The 16,185-nt window shown below is 73.9% G+C and carries 10 protein-coding genes; 9 read left to right on the top strand and 1 reads right to left on the bottom strand.

Going from position 1 to position 16,185, the window contains the following annotated elements; genetic code table 11:
• The first annotated feature begins 469 nt into the window (after positions 1-469).
• Positions 470-2,428, top strand: coding sequence for an AfsR/SARP family transcriptional regulator (locus GTY84_RS15485; protein ID WP_237532289.1), 1,959 nt, complete (start codon positions 470-472; stop codon positions 2,426-2,428).
• A 338-nt stretch (positions 2,429-2,766) separates the two neighbouring features.
• Here GTY84_RS15485 and GTY84_RS15490 read toward each other — a convergent pair whose 3' ends face one another.
• Positions 2,767-3,633 (bottom strand): pyridoxamine 5'-phosphate oxidase family protein, encoded by an 867-nt coding sequence (locus GTY84_RS15490; RefSeq protein WP_161226837.1) that lies wholly within the window; start codon positions 3,631-3,633, stop codon positions 2,767-2,769.
• Positions 3,634-4,445: 812 nt separating this feature from the next.
• On the opposite strand from GTY84_RS15490, the gene GTY84_RS15495 reads away from it, so the two are divergent.
• The 8 genes from GTY84_RS15495 to GTY84_RS15530 all read left to right on the top strand — a co-directional run bounded on the left by GTY84_RS15495 (position 4,446) and on the right by GTY84_RS15530 (position 16,184).
• Entirely contained in the window at positions 4,446-5,477 is a 1,032-nt protein-coding gene (locus GTY84_RS15495) for an iron-containing redox enzyme family protein (RefSeq protein WP_161226838.1), read from the top strand.
• A 35-nt stretch (positions 5,478-5,512) separates the two neighbouring features.
• On the top strand, positions 5,513-6,199 hold the full coding sequence (locus tag GTY84_RS15500) for a 2OG-Fe dioxygenase family protein (protein ID WP_161226839.1): 687 nt from the start codon (positions 5,513-5,515) through the stop codon (positions 6,197-6,199).
• 83 nt (positions 6,200-6,282) lie between these two features.
• Positions 6,283-7,191 (top strand): diaminopimelate epimerase, encoded by a 909-nt coding sequence (dapF, locus tag GTY84_RS15505; RefSeq protein WP_161226840.1) that lies wholly within the window; start codon positions 6,283-6,285, stop codon positions 7,189-7,191.
• Entirely contained in the window at positions 7,188-8,285 is a 1,098-nt protein-coding gene (locus GTY84_RS15510) for a pyridoxal phosphate-dependent aminotransferase (protein ID WP_161226841.1), read from the top strand. The genes dapF and GTY84_RS15510 overlap by 4 nt, the downstream gene beginning before the upstream one ends.
• A 64-nt stretch (positions 8,286-8,349) precedes the next feature.
• A complete protein-coding gene (locus tag GTY84_RS15515) occupies positions 8,350-11,529 on the top strand; it encodes a non-ribosomal peptide synthetase (protein ID WP_161226842.1) in 3,180 nt (1,059 codons plus the stop codon).
• Positions 11,522-12,964, top strand: coding sequence for a serine hydroxymethyltransferase (gene glyA, locus GTY84_RS15520; RefSeq protein WP_345943447.1), 1,443 nt, complete (start codon positions 11,522-11,524; stop codon positions 12,962-12,964). The genes GTY84_RS15515 and glyA overlap by 8 nt, the downstream gene beginning before the upstream one ends.
• A complete protein-coding gene (locus GTY84_RS15525; RefSeq protein WP_161226843.1) occupies positions 12,961-15,378 on the top strand; it encodes an amino acid adenylation domain-containing protein in 2,418 nt (805 codons plus the stop codon). Before glyA ends, GTY84_RS15525 begins: the two co-directional genes overlap by 4 nt.
• Positions 15,375-16,184 carry an alpha/beta fold hydrolase gene (locus GTY84_RS15530; RefSeq protein ID WP_161226844.1) on the top strand — a complete coding sequence of 270 codons (810 nt, stop codon included), beginning with the start codon at positions 15,375-15,377 and terminating at the stop codon, positions 16,182-16,184. Before GTY84_RS15525 ends, GTY84_RS15530 begins: the two co-directional genes overlap by 4 nt.
• The last annotated feature ends 1 nt before the right edge of the window (position 16,185 follow it).

A 16,185-nucleotide genomic window follows, 5' to 3' on the forward strand; every position in this document is an offset into this window, starting at 1 on the left:
GGCAACCGGAGTAAATTGCTCCGACATCCCCGACCGGAAGCCGCGCTGCGAGGAAGCCGATGGCTGAACCGTGACCGGAGGAATTGCGGCCGGAATTCTCCTTACCCGGTGGTGCGTTGGACATGCCGGAAAGCGCGTGGCGCCGGTCCGCGCCCGAGCGGGGAGGCGCCCGCCGCCACGGAGGGTCTCCGGACCGGTCCGCCGGGCGTTGTCCGGACCGCGTGGGGTCGTGTTGCGGCCCCGGCGCCGGACGTGACATCGAGGAAACCGGAATCGTGAGCAAGCCGACGCTCCCACCCCGTTCGCCGGTGGCGCGTGCCCGATCCGAGGGCATGCCGCCGGACCGGCCGGCGACCCGGGGTGGTGTCGGACCGCGCCGGTCCTTTCCGCCCGAGCGGGGCGGCGGGCCCGGCGACGGACGGAACACCACTTCAGGAGGCGAATCGTGATGGCCACCGGGGGAGCCCCCTTGCGGATTCAGCTCTTAGGGCCGGTACGCGCCTGGCGGAACGGCGCGGAGGTGGCGCTGGGCCCGCCCAAACAGCGGGCCGTGCTGGCCCTGCTGGCGAGCCGCGTCAACGACGTCGTGGGCGTCGAGAGCATCGTGGACGCCCTCTGGGGCTGCGACATGCCGCAGACCGCCGTCAACGGGGTGCACACCTACGTCAGCGGACTGCGCCGCGCGCTGGAGCCCGGGCGCCCCCGGGGCGCCGCCGGCTCGGTCCTGACCTCCGAGCCCGGCGGGTACTGCCTGCGGCTGGATCCCGCGGACGTGGACGCCGCCCTCTTCACCCGCGTCCACGGCGACGCGCGGAGACTGCGGGGGGAGGGCGCCGCCGAGGAGGCGCTGCGGCTCTACGAGCGGGCGCTGTCCCTCTGGCGCGGCGAGGCGTACGCGGGGGTCCCCGGGCCCTTCGCGGCCATGGGCCGCACCCGGCTGCGGGACCTGCGGCTGACGGCCGTGGAGGAGTGGGCCGCCGGTCTGCTGGAGGCGGGCCGCCCGGCCGAGCCGGTCGCCGAACTGACCGGAGCGGTCGCCGACGAACCGCTGCGGGAGAAGCTGCGCTGGCTGCTGATCCTGGCCCTGTACCGCTCGGGCCGGCAGGCTCAAGCCCTGCGGGTCTACGAGGAGACGCGACGGCTGCTCAGCACCGAGCTGGGGATAGAACCCGGCGCCGAACTGCGCAGCCTCCACCGGCGCATACTCTCCGGGCAGCCGGAGCAACCGGACCGGCCGGAGCCCGGGGAGGTGCCCGGCGACCACCGCCCGGCCGCCCCCCGGAACCCGTTCCACGACGTCCCCCGGCCCTTCCAACTGCCTCCTCTCGCACGCGGGTTCACCGGACGCGTGATGGAACTCGCCCTGCTGGAGAAGATGCTGGACGAGGAGACCGCCCACCACGCCGCGACCACCCCGGTGGCCGTGGTCGACGGCGCGGGCGGGGTCGGGAAGACGGCGCTGGTGCTGGAGCTGGCCCACCGCCTCGTCGACCGCTACCCCGACGGCGCCCTCTACGTCGACCTGCGGGCCACCGGGCAGCGGTCCCGGCCGCTGAGCGCCGCCGAGGCCCTGGCCCAGCTCCTCGGCGGCCTGGGCGTCGACGCGTCCAGGCTGCCCGCGGAGACCGCCGCCCGCGCCACCCTCTACCGCAGCCTGTTGCACGGCCGACGGATGCTGGTGGTGCTGGACGACGCCGACAGCGCCGACCAGTTGCGGCCGCTGATCCCCCGGGGCACCTCCTGCGTCCTGGTGACCGGCAGGCGCCGCCTCGCCGGACTCGCGGCACGGGACGGGGCGCATCTGGTCACCGTCGGCCCGCTCGCCGACGAGGCGTCGGCCCGGCTGCTCGTCGGCCTCAGCGGCGGACGGCTCGACGGGCAGGACCGCGCCACCGCCCGCCTGGTGGCGCTGTGCGGGGGACTGCCGCTGGCGCTGCGCGTCGTCGCCGACGGACTGGCCGCCCGCCCCGAGGTGCCGCTCGGCGTGCTGGTCGACCAGTACACGGAGGAAGGGGGGCGGCTGGACCGGCTGATGGTGCACGACGACGCGGCGGCCAGCATGCGCTGCGTGTTCGAGACGTCCTACGCGGCGCTGCCCGCGGACGCGGCGCGCATGTTCCGGTACCTCGGCCTGCACCGGGGCCCGTTCACCGCCAGGACCGCGGCGACGCTGGCCGCGACGGACCGGGTGGCCACCGGGCGGCTGCTGTCGGTCCTGGTCTCCCACCACCTGCTCCAGGAGGAGGCTGGCCACCAGTACCGCTTCCACCCGCTCGTCGGCGCCTACGCCGCCGAATGCGCGCTGCGGGAGCCGCCCGCCCACCGGCAGGAGGCACTGGACCGGCTGCGGACGGGCTCCGTCGACCCCTATCCCTGGCTGCTCTCCGGGGACGGCGGCTGGCAGAACATCTGCGCCGCCGCCCTCTGACCACCGGCCCCGGCCCGAGTTCCCGCCCGGGCCCCGACAAGGTTCCCCGCCCGGGCCCCTCCGCCCGGCCCCGACCCGGGTTTCCCTTGCCCGGGCCCCGAGGCCGAGAGTGCCTCGTCCTGGCTCCCCGGCTCCGAGTGCCCCCGTGCACCCGTGCCCGCTCCTCGGCCCGAGCCCCGCCTCCCACGGCCCCGACTCCGCTCCCCGGCAGGGGACTTCGGGGCGGGACCGCCCCCGGCCCACACCCCGGACCGCTCCTCCGGACCATGCCCCCCGGGCCGAGCCCGGAACCGGGCTCACGGGTTCCCCGCCGGACGGTCTCCCCGGGCGGGCCGCCCTCAGCCCGTTCCGCCCACCGGCCCGTCGGCGCCGGACTCCGGTTCCCGGGACGGCCCCGCCTGGAGCACGCGGCTGATCCTGAACCGCACCACCGGGCCCTCCTGGGCCAGCCGCACCCGGGCGGTCCCGGTCAGGTGCAGCGTCGCGCCGTGCCGCGCGTCCACGAACACGACACCGGCGCGGGGGTTGAGGGTGAGGTTGCCGAGCGTCGTGAACATGGAGTTGCCCGGATACTCCGCCCAGGAAAGCTCGGTCGGCGACACCACCTCGACGAAGCCCGGCGCCCCGCCCCGGTGGCTGGCGTCCGCGGCGCCGGTGTCGGAGGCCGAGGCCACGAAGAAGGTGCCCGCCTCCGCGATCCACCGCCGCTGGGCCGCGCCGAGCGCGTCACCGGGGAAGACCTCGCCCCGGGGGAGGGGCAGCGGCCCCGGTCCGCTCCAGTCCCGCAGCCGTCCGGGGCAGTTGGTGAAGATCTGCGCCGTGTCGACCGCCAGCCCCCGCGCGCTGGGCCGGGCCGTCCCGTTGACGCGGAGCCGCAACCCCGTACGGCTGTCCGCGAAGAGCAGACCGATCTCGAACGGGCCGCCTGCGGCGTCGCCCAGGGGCGCGGCGAAGCGGGACCGGTCCAGGGCCAGGGAAAGTGAACGGGGGCCGGTGGCCCGCGCGAAGCCGGGCGGGCCGGTCAGGACCGAGGCCCAGACGTCCCCTCCGGCGTCGGCCGAGCCGGTCACCACGAGTCGCTGGGTGCCCAGGAAGGCGGCGAGCACGTCGCTCAGGCCGTCCCGCATCACCCGGGCCGACCGCCCGGCCTCCGCCGACAGGCCCAGACGCTCCTGGATCTCCCGTTCGCCCCGGTGGTACCGCACGTTTCCGGTGACTCCTTCCCGAGAACGCCCGCCGGGTGCAGCCCCCGGGCCGGGCGGCGCGCACCGGAACCGGCGGCGGCCGTGCCGCGGCCCGTGCCGGGCGACCGGGGCAACGTAGCAGACCGCCGCCGCCCCGCGACCGCTTCCGGACGATCGGCGGGCGACGGTGCGCCCCGCATTCCCGACCGACGGGTGCCACAACCGGGTTGCCGCGGCCCGGACGCGCTGCTCCGTCCGTCCGACGGCACCGCACACCCCTCCTGCGGCGGACGTGGGTGATCCACCCGTCGGCCCCTCCAACCCGGACGGTCCGAACAGCACCCCGCCCCCGCCGGGCCCCGTTCCCCGCCCCCGCCGGGACCCCCGTTCCCGCACCTCATCGGGCCCCGTTCCCGGCCCCGGCAGGCGCCGCGGCACTCCTCGACGCGGGCTCGCGGGGGCATCCAGACGACGTCCATGTCTTGTCCAGGGAGCCTTCGTACACTGCAGATGCCCACAGCCCGTGCGGAATTCGAGCCTGTCCCGGCGGCATGGGCAAGGGAACGACGAAAGGAGGAACGGAACAGGACCGCACTCATCCCCCGTTCCGCGTCTCTCCACGGTCTCCCCGCGTCAGGGGCCGGCGGCCGGTGTCTTTCCACCGCCCGCGCACCCCTTCAGCGGCAGACGATGCCGGACCCGCGCCGTCGCGCCGGGTGATCCGTCTGCCGGACGCCGCCGGGCATGAAATCCGTCCGCCACCGTCTCCCGAAGGACGGTGAACGACTTCGTGACGGAAGTCTGATTCATTCAACGACATCAGAGGAAACCACATGTTAGAGGTCAGCAGCTCCAAAGGACAGGCTCCCCCGCTGTCCACCGTGGACCGGATCACCGCCCTCCTCGGAACCGCCCCCGAGAAGGTCGACTCCGCAGTGGCCGGGGCGGAGCGGGAGCGCTTCCTGGCGGAGGTGGCCGGCATCAACCGGGCGGCGGCCGAGGGCGACATGGAGGCCCTGTACGCCCAGCAGTACCTGCTCGACCGCATCTACCAGCTCTACACCAGGATCCCGAGCGGCGAGAACGCCGAGGGATCGGTCTTCGTGTACGAGGTCGGCCGGCTGCTGGAGACCGCCACCGCCGCGGCCCAGGACGCCCTGATCGCCCCCGAGCTGCTCGACGGGATCCCCACGGACCCGCGCGAGTACCTGTCCTGGCTCAAGCACACCGCGCGCGGCCACCGGGTGTACAAGCACCCGTACTACCACGAGTTCATCCGCAACACGGCGACCGAGAGCGACCTGCGGAACTACGTGATGCAGGAGTCCGTGGTGGACGGCCGCTTCGACGACCTCCTCGCGCTCATGCAGGTGGGCACCTCCGGCGACGCGAAGATGGAGATCGCCGCCAACTTCTGGGACGAGATGGGCAACGGCGACCACGCCCAGGTCCACACCACCCTCTTCAACAAGATCTTCGAGGTCTTCGAGATCTCGGACGACGAGCTGGAGCGCTCGCTCACCGCCACCTCGCTCCTGAACGGCAACCTCGCCGTCATGCTGTCCCGGCACCGCTCCCTGTACCCCGAGGCCGTCGGCTTCCTCGGGATGACCGAGTGGATGGCGCCCGACCGGTTCGTCCAGGTCGTGCACGCCTGGGAGCGCCTCGGCCTGCCGGAGGTCGGTATCACCTACCACCGGCTGCACATCACCATCGACTCCCAGCACGCCCAGGGCTGGTTCCACAACGTCGTGCTGCCCGCCGCCGAGTCCGCGCACATGCGCCGGGCCATCGCGCGCGGCATCCTCTGGAGGCTCAACTCCTCCGCCGCCTACCTGGACGAGCGCATGCCGTCCGCCGCGTGACGGCCGACCCGACCCCACCGACTGGAGGAGAGACCATGCCGCTCGGCAGCGAAGGCTACGCCATCATCGACCTGCCGGATGTCGCCCCCGACATCCTGCCCAGCTACGACGACTGCCCCGTCGACGAGTACATGGGCAACGGCACTCGCTTCAAGCGGTTCACCCAGTACCGTCTGCGGGCCCGGGACGACGACAACTGGTCGTTCGAGCGGCTCCCGCACCGGGACTACACGACCTACAAGAAGTTCAACGCGGTCGGCGGCGGCATCCGTCGCGTCTACGAGCCGATCCAGGTGGACTTCACCCCCCTCATCCGGGCCGGCATCAGCGGGCTCGGCCTCGACCGGTCCGAGGACTGGCAGATCAACGTCCACCAGAACCGGACCCGCGCCGAGGACGGCAGGCCCGGCCCCCTGACCCCCGAGGGCGTCCACCACGACGGCCACGAGTTCGTGATGATCGGCATCCTCAACAAGGTGAACGTCGCGGGCGCCGTCACCCGCCTGTGGAACCCGGGCGCCGACGAGCCCTTCTGGTCCGGGACGCTCGAACCGGGGAAGGCCGTCCTGCTCGACGACCGGGCCCTCGCCCACGACGTCACCGACGTGCGCTCCGCCGACGGCGGTCCCGGACACCGCGACATCGTCATCATCGCGTTCTCCCGGTGGGCGGAGAAGTGGTACGGCGACGAGCACGACGCCGCCGCGCTCGCCGAGCAGTAGCGCCGGGGCGCGGCGCCGCCCGGGGGCGGGTACGACGCCCCGGGCGGCGCCGCGCCGTGTCCCGCAGCCGAGGGAGACCAGCCGTGACCGACTTCTTCAAGTACCAGGCAGCAGGCAACGACTACGTGGTGATCGACCCGCGCGGCTCCGGCTTCACCGTGAGCCCCGAGACGATCCGGCTGATATGCGACAGGCACCGCGGCATCGGTGCCGACGGCGTCCTGTTCGGGCCCCTTGAGCAGCCCCGCCCCGGGGTCCCGGTGCCACTCGCCCTCTACAACTCCGACGGCTCCGACTGCGGCCGGAGCGGCAACGGGCTGCGGATGTTCGCCCTGCACCTCGCCGCCCGCGAACCCGGCGGCTGGGCCGACGGACGGGAGTTCGTCCTGCGCACGCCCGCGGGCGACTGCCCGGTGCGCATCCTCGACGTGGGGGCGGGCCGGGTGCAGATCGGCATGGGCCGCCCCGACTTCAGCGCCGCCGCTCTGCCGCTGCTCGCCGAGGACGGGACCCCCCACCCCGGACGGGCCGTCCGGGTGCCGCTGACGGTGGACGGCGAACGGCTGACCGTCACCAGCCTGCACAACGGCAACCCGCACACCGTCGTACCGGTGGACGAGCCGACGCCGGAGCTGGCCCGGCGGCTCGGACCGGGCATCGCCCGCCACCCCCGCTTCCCCGGGGCGACCAACGTGCAGTTCCTGCGGATGCTCGACCGCGGCGTGATGCTGCTGGAGGTCTTCGAGCGGGGTGCCGGCTATGTGACCGCGTCCGGCAGCAGCGCCTGCGCCGCGGTCTCCGCCGCCCGTGAACTCGGCCTGTGCGACAGCCGCGTCGAGGTCCGGATGCCCGGCGGCACCGCCGAGATCACCGTCGCCGCGGACGGCGGCGTCACGATGACCGGCGACGCCGAACAGGTGGCCGCCGGAACCTTCGCACCCGCCCTGCGGGCACGGCTCGACCGGCTGACGGAGGAGGTGGCGGCACGATGACCGGGACCGCGGAACCGCTCGGTGAATACCCGATGCAGCGCTGGGTGTTCGAGGACGCCGTGGGGCGCTTCGACATCGACCTCGGCGACAGCAACATGCTGCCCGGCCGCCTCGACGACCTGACCCTGCCCGCCGGGCTCGCCCTGGACTACGGCCACGACCACGGCCTGCGGCCGCTGCGCGAGGCGGTGGCCGGGCTGTACGGAGGGAGCGCCGAGTCGGCCCTCATCACCCAGGGCGCCCAGCAGGCCCTCTACCTCGTCTACCGGACCCTGCTCGCCCCCGGCTCCCGGGTGATCGCCTTCCGGCCCGGCTGGCAGCAGTCCTGGGACGTCCCAGCCGACCTCGGCTGCCGGGTCGACCTGGTGGGCTTCCGCCCCGACTTCGGCTTCGACATCGAGGCCGCCGAGGCGGTGGCCGGCCCCGACGTCCGGCTGATCGTGGCCAACAGTCCGTGCAACCCGACCGGCCGGCGCATCGCCGACAAGGACCTGGACGCGCTGCTGGCCCTGGCCCGGCGCACCGGCGCCCACCTGCTGCTCGACGAGGAGTACGCGCTCGACCTCTCGCGCTCGGCGGCCCTCGGCGAGGACCGGGTGATCTCCGTGTCCAGCCTCTCCAAGGTCTACGGCTTCCCCGGGCTGCGGGTCGGCTGGCTCTACGCCGCCCCGGACCTGGTGGAGCGCTGCAACCGGCACAAGTTCCTGTCCACCATCTCCAATTCGGTGCTGTGCGAGACCCTGGCCCTCGACGTCCTCGCCGACCGCGAACGCCATCTGCGCGCCTACCGCGACCTGACCGGCCGGGGCCTCGGACTCGTCCGGGACTTCGCCCGGCGCAACCGGGACGCGGTGACCCTCGTCGAGCCCGAGGACACGCCGTTCGCCTGGCTGTGGCTCACCACCGGGGAGCAGCCCCTCACCATGTGCCGCAGGGCGCTGGACGAGGGCGTGCTGCTGATGCCCGGCGAGACCCTCGGCTCCGGGGACGGCTTCCGGATCTGCTTCGCCCGCCCGCCCGAGGACGTGGCCGAAGGACTGGCCCGCGTGGAACGGGTGCTCCGGCCGCCCGCCACCGCTCCCGCCGCGCCCTGAGGCCGGCTCCCACCCCCCCGCACGGCCCCCTGGGCATCTCACCACCGAATGGAGTTCTGTCACGATGAGCGACCCGTCCACCGCCGAGACGCGCCTCCCCCTGTCCTTCGGGCAGGAACAGCTGTGGTTCCTGGACCAGTTGAACCCCTCGGAGACCACCTACAACGTCCCCACGGCCTACCGGCTGCGCGGCTCGCTGGACGTGCCCGCCCTGGAGGGCGCGCTCAACCTGCTGCTGGCGCGCCACGAGCAGCTCCGCATGACCTTCCACGCGGCGGACGGCGTCCCGTACCAGACCGCGGCCCCCGTGCGGCACCGGCCGCTGCCGGTCCGGGACCTCGCCCAGGAGGCCCCCGGCGACCCGGAGGAGGCACTGCGCCGGGTGCTCCAGGCCGAGGCCGACACACCCTTCGACCTGGCGGCGGGACCCAACGCCCGGTTCCAGCTCCTGCGGATCGCCGACGACGACCACGTGCTCAGCCTGAACTACCACCACATCGTCACCGACGGCTGGTCCGGCGGCCTGATCAGCCGCGACATCTCCCAGGCCTACGCCGACCTCGCCGCCGGCCGCGAGCCCGCGCTGCCGGAGCCGTCCGTCGGCTACGCCGACCACGTCGAGGAGCAGCGCCGCCAGCGGACCGAGGGGGTGTGGGAGGAGGAGCTCAAGTTCTGGCAGCAGCGGCTGGCCGGCCTGGAGGCGCTCGAACTCCCCGCCGACCGGCTCCGTCCCGCCCGGCCCACCGGGAACGGCGAGACCTTCGTCGCCGAGTTCCCCGCCGAGGTGCTGGCCGGGGCGCGGGCGCTGGCCCGCGACCGGGGAGCCTCCCTCTACATGGTCGTCGTCGCCGCGCTGAACGTGGTCCTCGGACGCTACAGCGGACAGGACGACATCCCCCTCGGCGTGCCCATGCTCGGCCGGACCGATCCCGAACTCGAGGACGTCGTCGGCCTGTTCATCAACATGACGGTGCTCCGCACCGATCTGTCCGGCGGGGTGACCTTCGCCGAACTGCTGGAGCGGATCGCCGACACCAACCTCGACATGTACGACAACCAGGAGGTGCCGTTCGAGCAGGTGGTGGACCGGGTGCAGCCCACCCGCGAGGCCGGGCGCAACCCGCTGTTCCAGATCGCCTGCCAGCTCCTCGGCGAGTCGACCACCGGCGACGCGCTGCGGCTGGAGGGGCTGGACAGCGAGTCGATCACCGTCTCGGGCGGGCGCTCGCGGTTCGACCTGTCCTTCACCTTCATGGAGGGCGAGGAACGGCTCCGGCTGATCGTCGAGTTCGCCACCGACCTCTACGACCGCTGGCGGATGGAGGCCCTCGTCGGCCATCTCCGAAGCGTCCTCATCGCGGCGGCCGAGGCGCCCGACACCCCCATCGCCGCACTGCCGCTGCTCTCCGCCGAGGAACGCGCCGAACTGCTGGAGGCGGGCCGCGGCGCGGACTTCGACTTCCCGGCCGAGCCGGTGCACGCCACGATCGCCCGGATCGCCGAGGAGCACCCCGACTGGGTCGCCGCCGTCTGCCGGGGCGTCGAGATGACCTACGGCGAACTGATGCGCCGCGCCGGGAAACTGGCCCGGTACATCCGCTCCCGGGGCGTGCGGCCCGAGGAGGTCGTGGCCATCGCGATGGACCGCGACCTGGACGCCCTGGTGTCGATGCTGGGCGTGATGCTCTCCGGAGCGGCCTACACGATCATCGACCCCTCGCACCCCAACGCCCGCCTGGACCACATGCTCCGGGACACCAAGGCGCCCCTGGTCATCACCCGGGAGGCGGCCCTGGGCGACCTGCCGGACTCCTGCGGCTGGGAGAGCGTGCGCATCGACGCCGACTGGGAGCTGATCGAGGCACGCTCCGACGCCGAGCCGCTGGCGGAGCTGACCACCCGGACCTCCCTGGTCTACATCCTCTACACCTCCGGCTCCACCGGCCGCCCCAAGGGCGTGATGATCGAGCAGCGCGGCCTGCGCATCTTCATCGAGGCCTACCGGCGCACCTTCGGCGAGTGGACCCATGGGGACCGGCTGCTCCAACTGCCCGCCCTGACCTTCGACATGTCCCAGGGCGAGATCTTCGCGGGGCTGATCAGCGGCGCGGCCCTGGTGCTGGTCGCACCGGAGGACGCCTCGTCCCCGGAGTCCCTGGGCGGCCTGATCCGCGACCAGCGGGTCACCTACGCCGGACTGTCGCCCGCGATCCTCTCCGTCGTCGAGGCCGGGCCGTACCCCGACCTGAAGCACATCATGGGCGGCGCCGAGGCGCTCCCCGCCGAACTGGTCAACAAGTGGAACCTGCCGGGCCGTTCGTTCGTCAACCTCTACGGCCCCACCGAGGCGTCCATCGCGACCACCGAGTACCTGTGCGAGCACAAGGAATGGCAGTCGTCGCCCCCCATCGGCCGGCCCGAGTTCGCCCGGCTGCACTACGTGGTCGACAAGGAGTTCAACCTCGTCCCGGTCGGCGTCCCCGGAGAGCTGCTGATCGGCGGTGACGAGGGCCTGGCCCGCGGCTACCTCCACCAGCCGGAGCTGACGGACGAGAAGTTCGTGCCCGACCCCTTCCTGGGCGAGGGCCGGGTCTACCGCACCGGCGACCTGGTGCGCTGGACCCGCGATCTCCAGATCGACTTCATCGGCCGCCTGGACAACCAGGTGAAGCTGCGCGGTCTGCGGATCGAACTCGGCGAGATCGAGTCCGGGCTGCTCACCCACCCCCGGGTCCGGATGGCCCTGGTCCTGCTGCGCGAGGACGGCGGCGAGAAGCAGCTCGTCGCCTACTACACGGTGCTGGGCGACACCCCCCCGACCGTCGCCGAACTCCGCGAGCACCTGGGCGCCACGATGCCCGAGTACATGGTGCCGACGGCCTGGGTGGAGCTGCCGGAGTTCCCGCTCACCCCGGCCCGCAAGATCAACCGCGCCGCCCTCCCGGCCCCCGTGTCGGGCACCGGCGGGGAGGCGGACTTCGTCGCCCCCGCGACCCCGACCGAGGAGAAGGTCGCCGAGGCCTTCGGCTCCGTCCTCGGCCAGGAACGGGTGGGCGCCGACGGCACCTTCTTCGACCTGGGCGGCAACTCGCTCCAGGCGATGCGGGTGGTGAGCCGCCTCAACAAGCACTTCCGCGTCAAGGTCAACGTCCGCCTGCTCTACGGGGGCGCCACCGTGGCCGCCGTGGCCGCCGCCATCGACGCGCTGACCGACGCCAGGAACGCGGCGGCCGGCCGTGCCTGACCCCACCCGGGACACCTCCCCGCCCGGGGACGCGGCACCGGCCGCCACCGGCTCCCGCTCCGCCCAGTCCGCGCTGCTGGACTGGGGCGCGGCCCTGCTGGACCGGACCGATCCCGAGCTGGCCCTGCTCCTCGACCGCGAGGTCGAGAAGCAGGGCACCACCCTGGCCATGGTGGCGTCCGCCAGCTTCGCCGGCCCCTCCGTCCTGGCCACCGGCGGCGCCGCCCTGTCCAACGTCACCGCCGAGGGATACCCCGGCGCCCGCTACCACCCCGGGGCGGCCCGGTTCGACGGCGTGGAGCGGCTCGCCGTCGAGCGCGCCCGCGAGGTCTTCGGCGCCCAGTACGCCAACGTCCAGCCGCACTCCTGCTCCTCGGCCAACCAGGCGGTCCTGGCCGCGCTGCTGCCCCCGGGCGGCACCCTGCTCGCCCTCGACCTGGACTCCGGCGGGCACCTCACCCACGGCTCCAGCGCGTCGGTGACCGGACACCACTACCGGGCCGTCCACTACGGCCTCGACGAGGCCGGGTTCATCGACCACGACCAGGTGGCGGAGCTGGCCCGGACCCACCGGCCCAAGGTGCTCATCGCCGGGGCCAGCGCCTACTCGCGGATCATCGACTTCGCCCGGTTCCGGGAGATCGCCGACTCCGTGGGCGCCTATCTGATGGCCGACATCTCCCACATCGCCGGGCTGGTCGCGGCCGGGGAGCACCCCAGCCCCGTCGACCTGGCGCACGTCACCACCACCAGTACCTACAAGCAACTGGGCGGCCCGCGCGGAGGGATGATCCTCATCGGCCGCGAGCACGCCACCCCCGGCCCCGACCGCCGCACCCCGCTGGCCCGGCTGATGCAGCGCGCCGTCTTCCCACAGACCCAGGGCACCCCGAACCCGGCGGCGATCACCGCCAAGGCGCACACCCTCAGACTGGTGGCGGAGCCGGCGTTCAAGGAGACCATGCGGCTGGTCGTCGACGACGCCGCGACCCTCGCAGGCGCCCTGGCGGGGCGCGGGCACCGGGTCCTCACCGGGGGCACCGACAACCACATGATCCTGCTCGACCTGCGCGGGCGCGGCATGACCGGCGTCGTCGCCGAACGCGCCCTGGAGGACTGCGGCATCCTCACCAACCGCAACCGCATCCCCGGCGACACCAAGCCCCCGCTCGTCGCCAGCGGGCTCCGGCTCGGCACCAACATCCTGGCCCAACGGGGCATGGGACCCGCCGAGATGAGGATCTGCGCCGATCTGCTGGACGAGGTCCTCACCGCCACCACCGCGCTGGGCGACACCGAGTACCGCACCGACCCGGAGACCGCAGACCGGGTCCGCGCCGGAACGGCGGACCTCTGCCGCGCCCACCCGCTTCCCCTCGGGCCCCCCGACGACACCGCCGCCGCCCGCCCCCGCACGCCAGGAGAGAGGTCGTGACCCCCAACCCAGGGCCCCCCGCCCCACCCGTCCCCCCGCCGCCCGCGCTGCTCCCGGCCGACCGGCCGCGGCGGCCCGGTACCGTCCCCCGGCTCACCGGAACCGCCACGGCACCGCTCGGTCCCGGGGCCCGCACCGCCCCCGGCGACCTCCTCCTGGCGGGCTTCGCCGCGCTGCTGCACCGCTGGACGGGCCAGGCCGCCCTCTCCTTCGCCGCGCGGACACCGGAACGCGGCGCCGTCCGCGTGGGCCGCGCCGTCAGCGGCACGGCCACCCTCGCGGACCTCGCCCGGGACCTGGGGGAGGGCTGCGCGCCGGCGGCCGCGGCCGCCCCGGACGAGTTCGAACTCACCCTGCCGGCGCCCGCCGGGGACGGCGCCCGGCGGGAGGCCCTGCTGCGCTACGACCCGGCCCTCTTCGACCGGGCCACCGCCGACCGGCTGCTCGACGGCTACCGCACCCTGCTGGAGGACGCGCTCACCACCCCCGGCCGACCGGTGGAACGGCTGGCCCTGCTCCCGGAGCCCGAGCTGCGCCGGATGCTCGTGGAGTGGAACGACACCCGGGCGGACCTCCCGCACGAGAGCTGCCTGCACACCGCCTTCGAGGACCGCGCGGCCGGGGCCCCCGACGCCCCCGCCCTGATCGGCACCGACCGCTCCTGGACGTACCGCGAGGTCAACGAGGCCGCGAACCGGCTGGCCCACCATCTGCGCGACCTGGGCATCGGCCCCGGCCGGCGGGTCGGCATCTGCCTGGAGCGCTCCTTCGACCTGCTGGTCGCCGTCCTTGGAGTGCTCAAGGCGGGCGGCGCCTACGTGCCGCTCGACCCCGGCTACCCCGGGCAGCGGCTCGCCGCGATGATGACCGGCAGCTCCTGCGCGGCCGTGGTCAGCCGGAGCGGCCCGGCCCGCGGCCTCCCCCTGGCGGACACCCGGCCCGGCGGCCCCACCGTGCTCCTGGACCGCGACGCCGAACTCCTCGCCACCCGCCCCGCCCACGACCCGGAGGGCGGCGCCACCCCCGACGACCTCGCATACGTCATCCACACCTCCGGCTCCACCGGGGCGCCCAAGCCCATCGCCCTGCGCCACCGAGGCGTGGTGAACAACATCGCCGACCTCAACACCCGCTACGGAGTGGGCCCCGGCGACCGGGTCCTCGCCCTCTCCTCGCCCAGCTTCGACATGTCCGTCTACGAGTTCCTGGGACTGACCGCGGCGGGCGGCACCGTGGTCCTGCCCGACCCCGGACGCGCCAAGGACCCGGAGCACTGGGCGGAGCTGCTGGCGGCCCACCGGGTCACCGTCTGGAACTCCGCCCCGGCCCTGCTCGACCTGGTCGTCGGCCACCTCGCCGACACCGGCTCACCGCCCCTCCCCGACCTGCGGCTGGCCCTGCTCGGCGGCGACTGGATCCCCGTCACCCTCCCCGACCGGGCCCGCGCGCTCTTCCCCGCCCTGCGGTTCACCGCCCTCGGCGGGGCCACCGAATCATCCATCCACTCCACCCTCTACGAGGTGACGGAGACCGACCCGGCCTGGACGAGCATCCCCTACGGCCGCCCCATGGCCAACCAGCGCACCTACATCCTCGACGACCTCCTCCAGCCCGTGCCGCCCGGCGTGCCCGGCGAACTCCACCTGGCGGGGACCGGACTAGCCCGGGGCTACCTCGACCGGCCGGAGCAGACCGCCGAGCGGTTCCTCGACTGGTCCTTCGGCCCGGTCCGCGACGAACGCCTCTACCGGACCGGCGACGTGGCCCGCTACGGGCCCGACGGCCTGATCGAACTGCTGGGACGGTCCGACTTCCAGGTCAAACTGCACGGACTGCGGATCGAACTCGGCGAGATCGAGGCCGTGCTGCGCGCCCACGAGGACGTCCGCGAGGCCGTCGCCGCCGCGCGCCCCGACGGCTCCGGCGACCTCCGGCTCGTCGCCTACGTCGTCCCCGCCCCCGGCGCGGGCCCCGATCCGGGCGCGATCACCCGGCACGCCGCCCGGTCACTGCCCGCCTACATGGTGCCCGGCACCGTCGTCGTCCTGGACGGACTGCCCCTGACGCCCAACGGCAAGGTCGACCGCAAGGCACTGCCGGAGCCCCCGGAGGAACCCGCCGGAGAGCGCGACGGCTACGCGGCGCCCGCCACCGAGACCGAGCGGACGGTCGCCGGGATCTTCGCGACCGTGCTGTCGGTGCGGCGGGTCGGCGCCGACAGCGACTTCTTCGCCGTCGGCGGCAACTCGCTCCAGGCACTGCGCGCCGTCACACGGCTCAGCAAACACTTCGGGATCAGGGCGAACGTCCGTATGCTGCACGGCGGGTCCACCGTCAGCAGCATCGCCTCCGTCATCGACCGGCAGCTCGCCCAGCCGCCGGCCCCGACCCCGAAGGAAACCCCGCGACAGTGACCGAACCCTCCCCCGACAGCCTCGTCACCCTCCGGGAGACGGGCGGTCCGAACCCGCTGTACTGCGTCCATCCGGTGTCCGGGTCGCCGTACTGCTACTCCGGTCTGGCCCACGGCCTGGGCACGGACACCCCCGTGCACGGGTTCGAGGCGCCCGGATTCGACGGTGTCTCCGAACCCGCCGCGTCCATCCGGGAACTGGCCGAACGCCACACGGCCACCCTCAGGGACGCCCGGCCGCACGGCCCCTATCTCCTGCTCGGCTGGTCGCTCGGCGGCGTCGTCGCCTACGAGATGGCCCGGCTGCTGTCGGCCGCGGGGGAGGAGGTGCCGCTCCTCGTCATCATCGACGCGGCGCTGCCCCGGCTCCAGCCGCTGCCGCCGGAGGACAGCCTGGCGCGCTACTTCCTCTACGACTTCCTGGGAGTCACCGAGGGCCGCGCCCCCGACGTCGACAAGGCGGTGTCGGGACTGGGCCCCGGAGCCCGCCCGGCCGACCTGTTCGCCGCGGTGGAACGCGAGCGCGCCGTGCCCGAGGAGTTCGACGCCGAGTTCCTGCTGGAGCGCTACGCCCTCTTCCGCACCCATGTCAGGGCCCTGCGGCACCACCCGCTGGGCCCCGTCCACGAGGGCCCCGCGATCCTCGTCAGGGCCGCGGTGACCGAGGACCGGCTGCTGGAGTGGGGACCGTATCTGCCCCGGCTGACCGAGCACACGGTGCCCGGCGACCACCACTCCATGTGGCAGGGGCCCGGACTCGACGCCATGAGCGGGATCGTCACCCGCGCCTTACGAGAGGTGAGCTGAG

Source organism: Streptomyces sp. SID8352 (assembly GCF_009862265.1).
Lineage (GTDB): Bacteria > Actinomycetota > Actinomycetes > Streptomycetales > Streptomycetaceae > Streptomyces.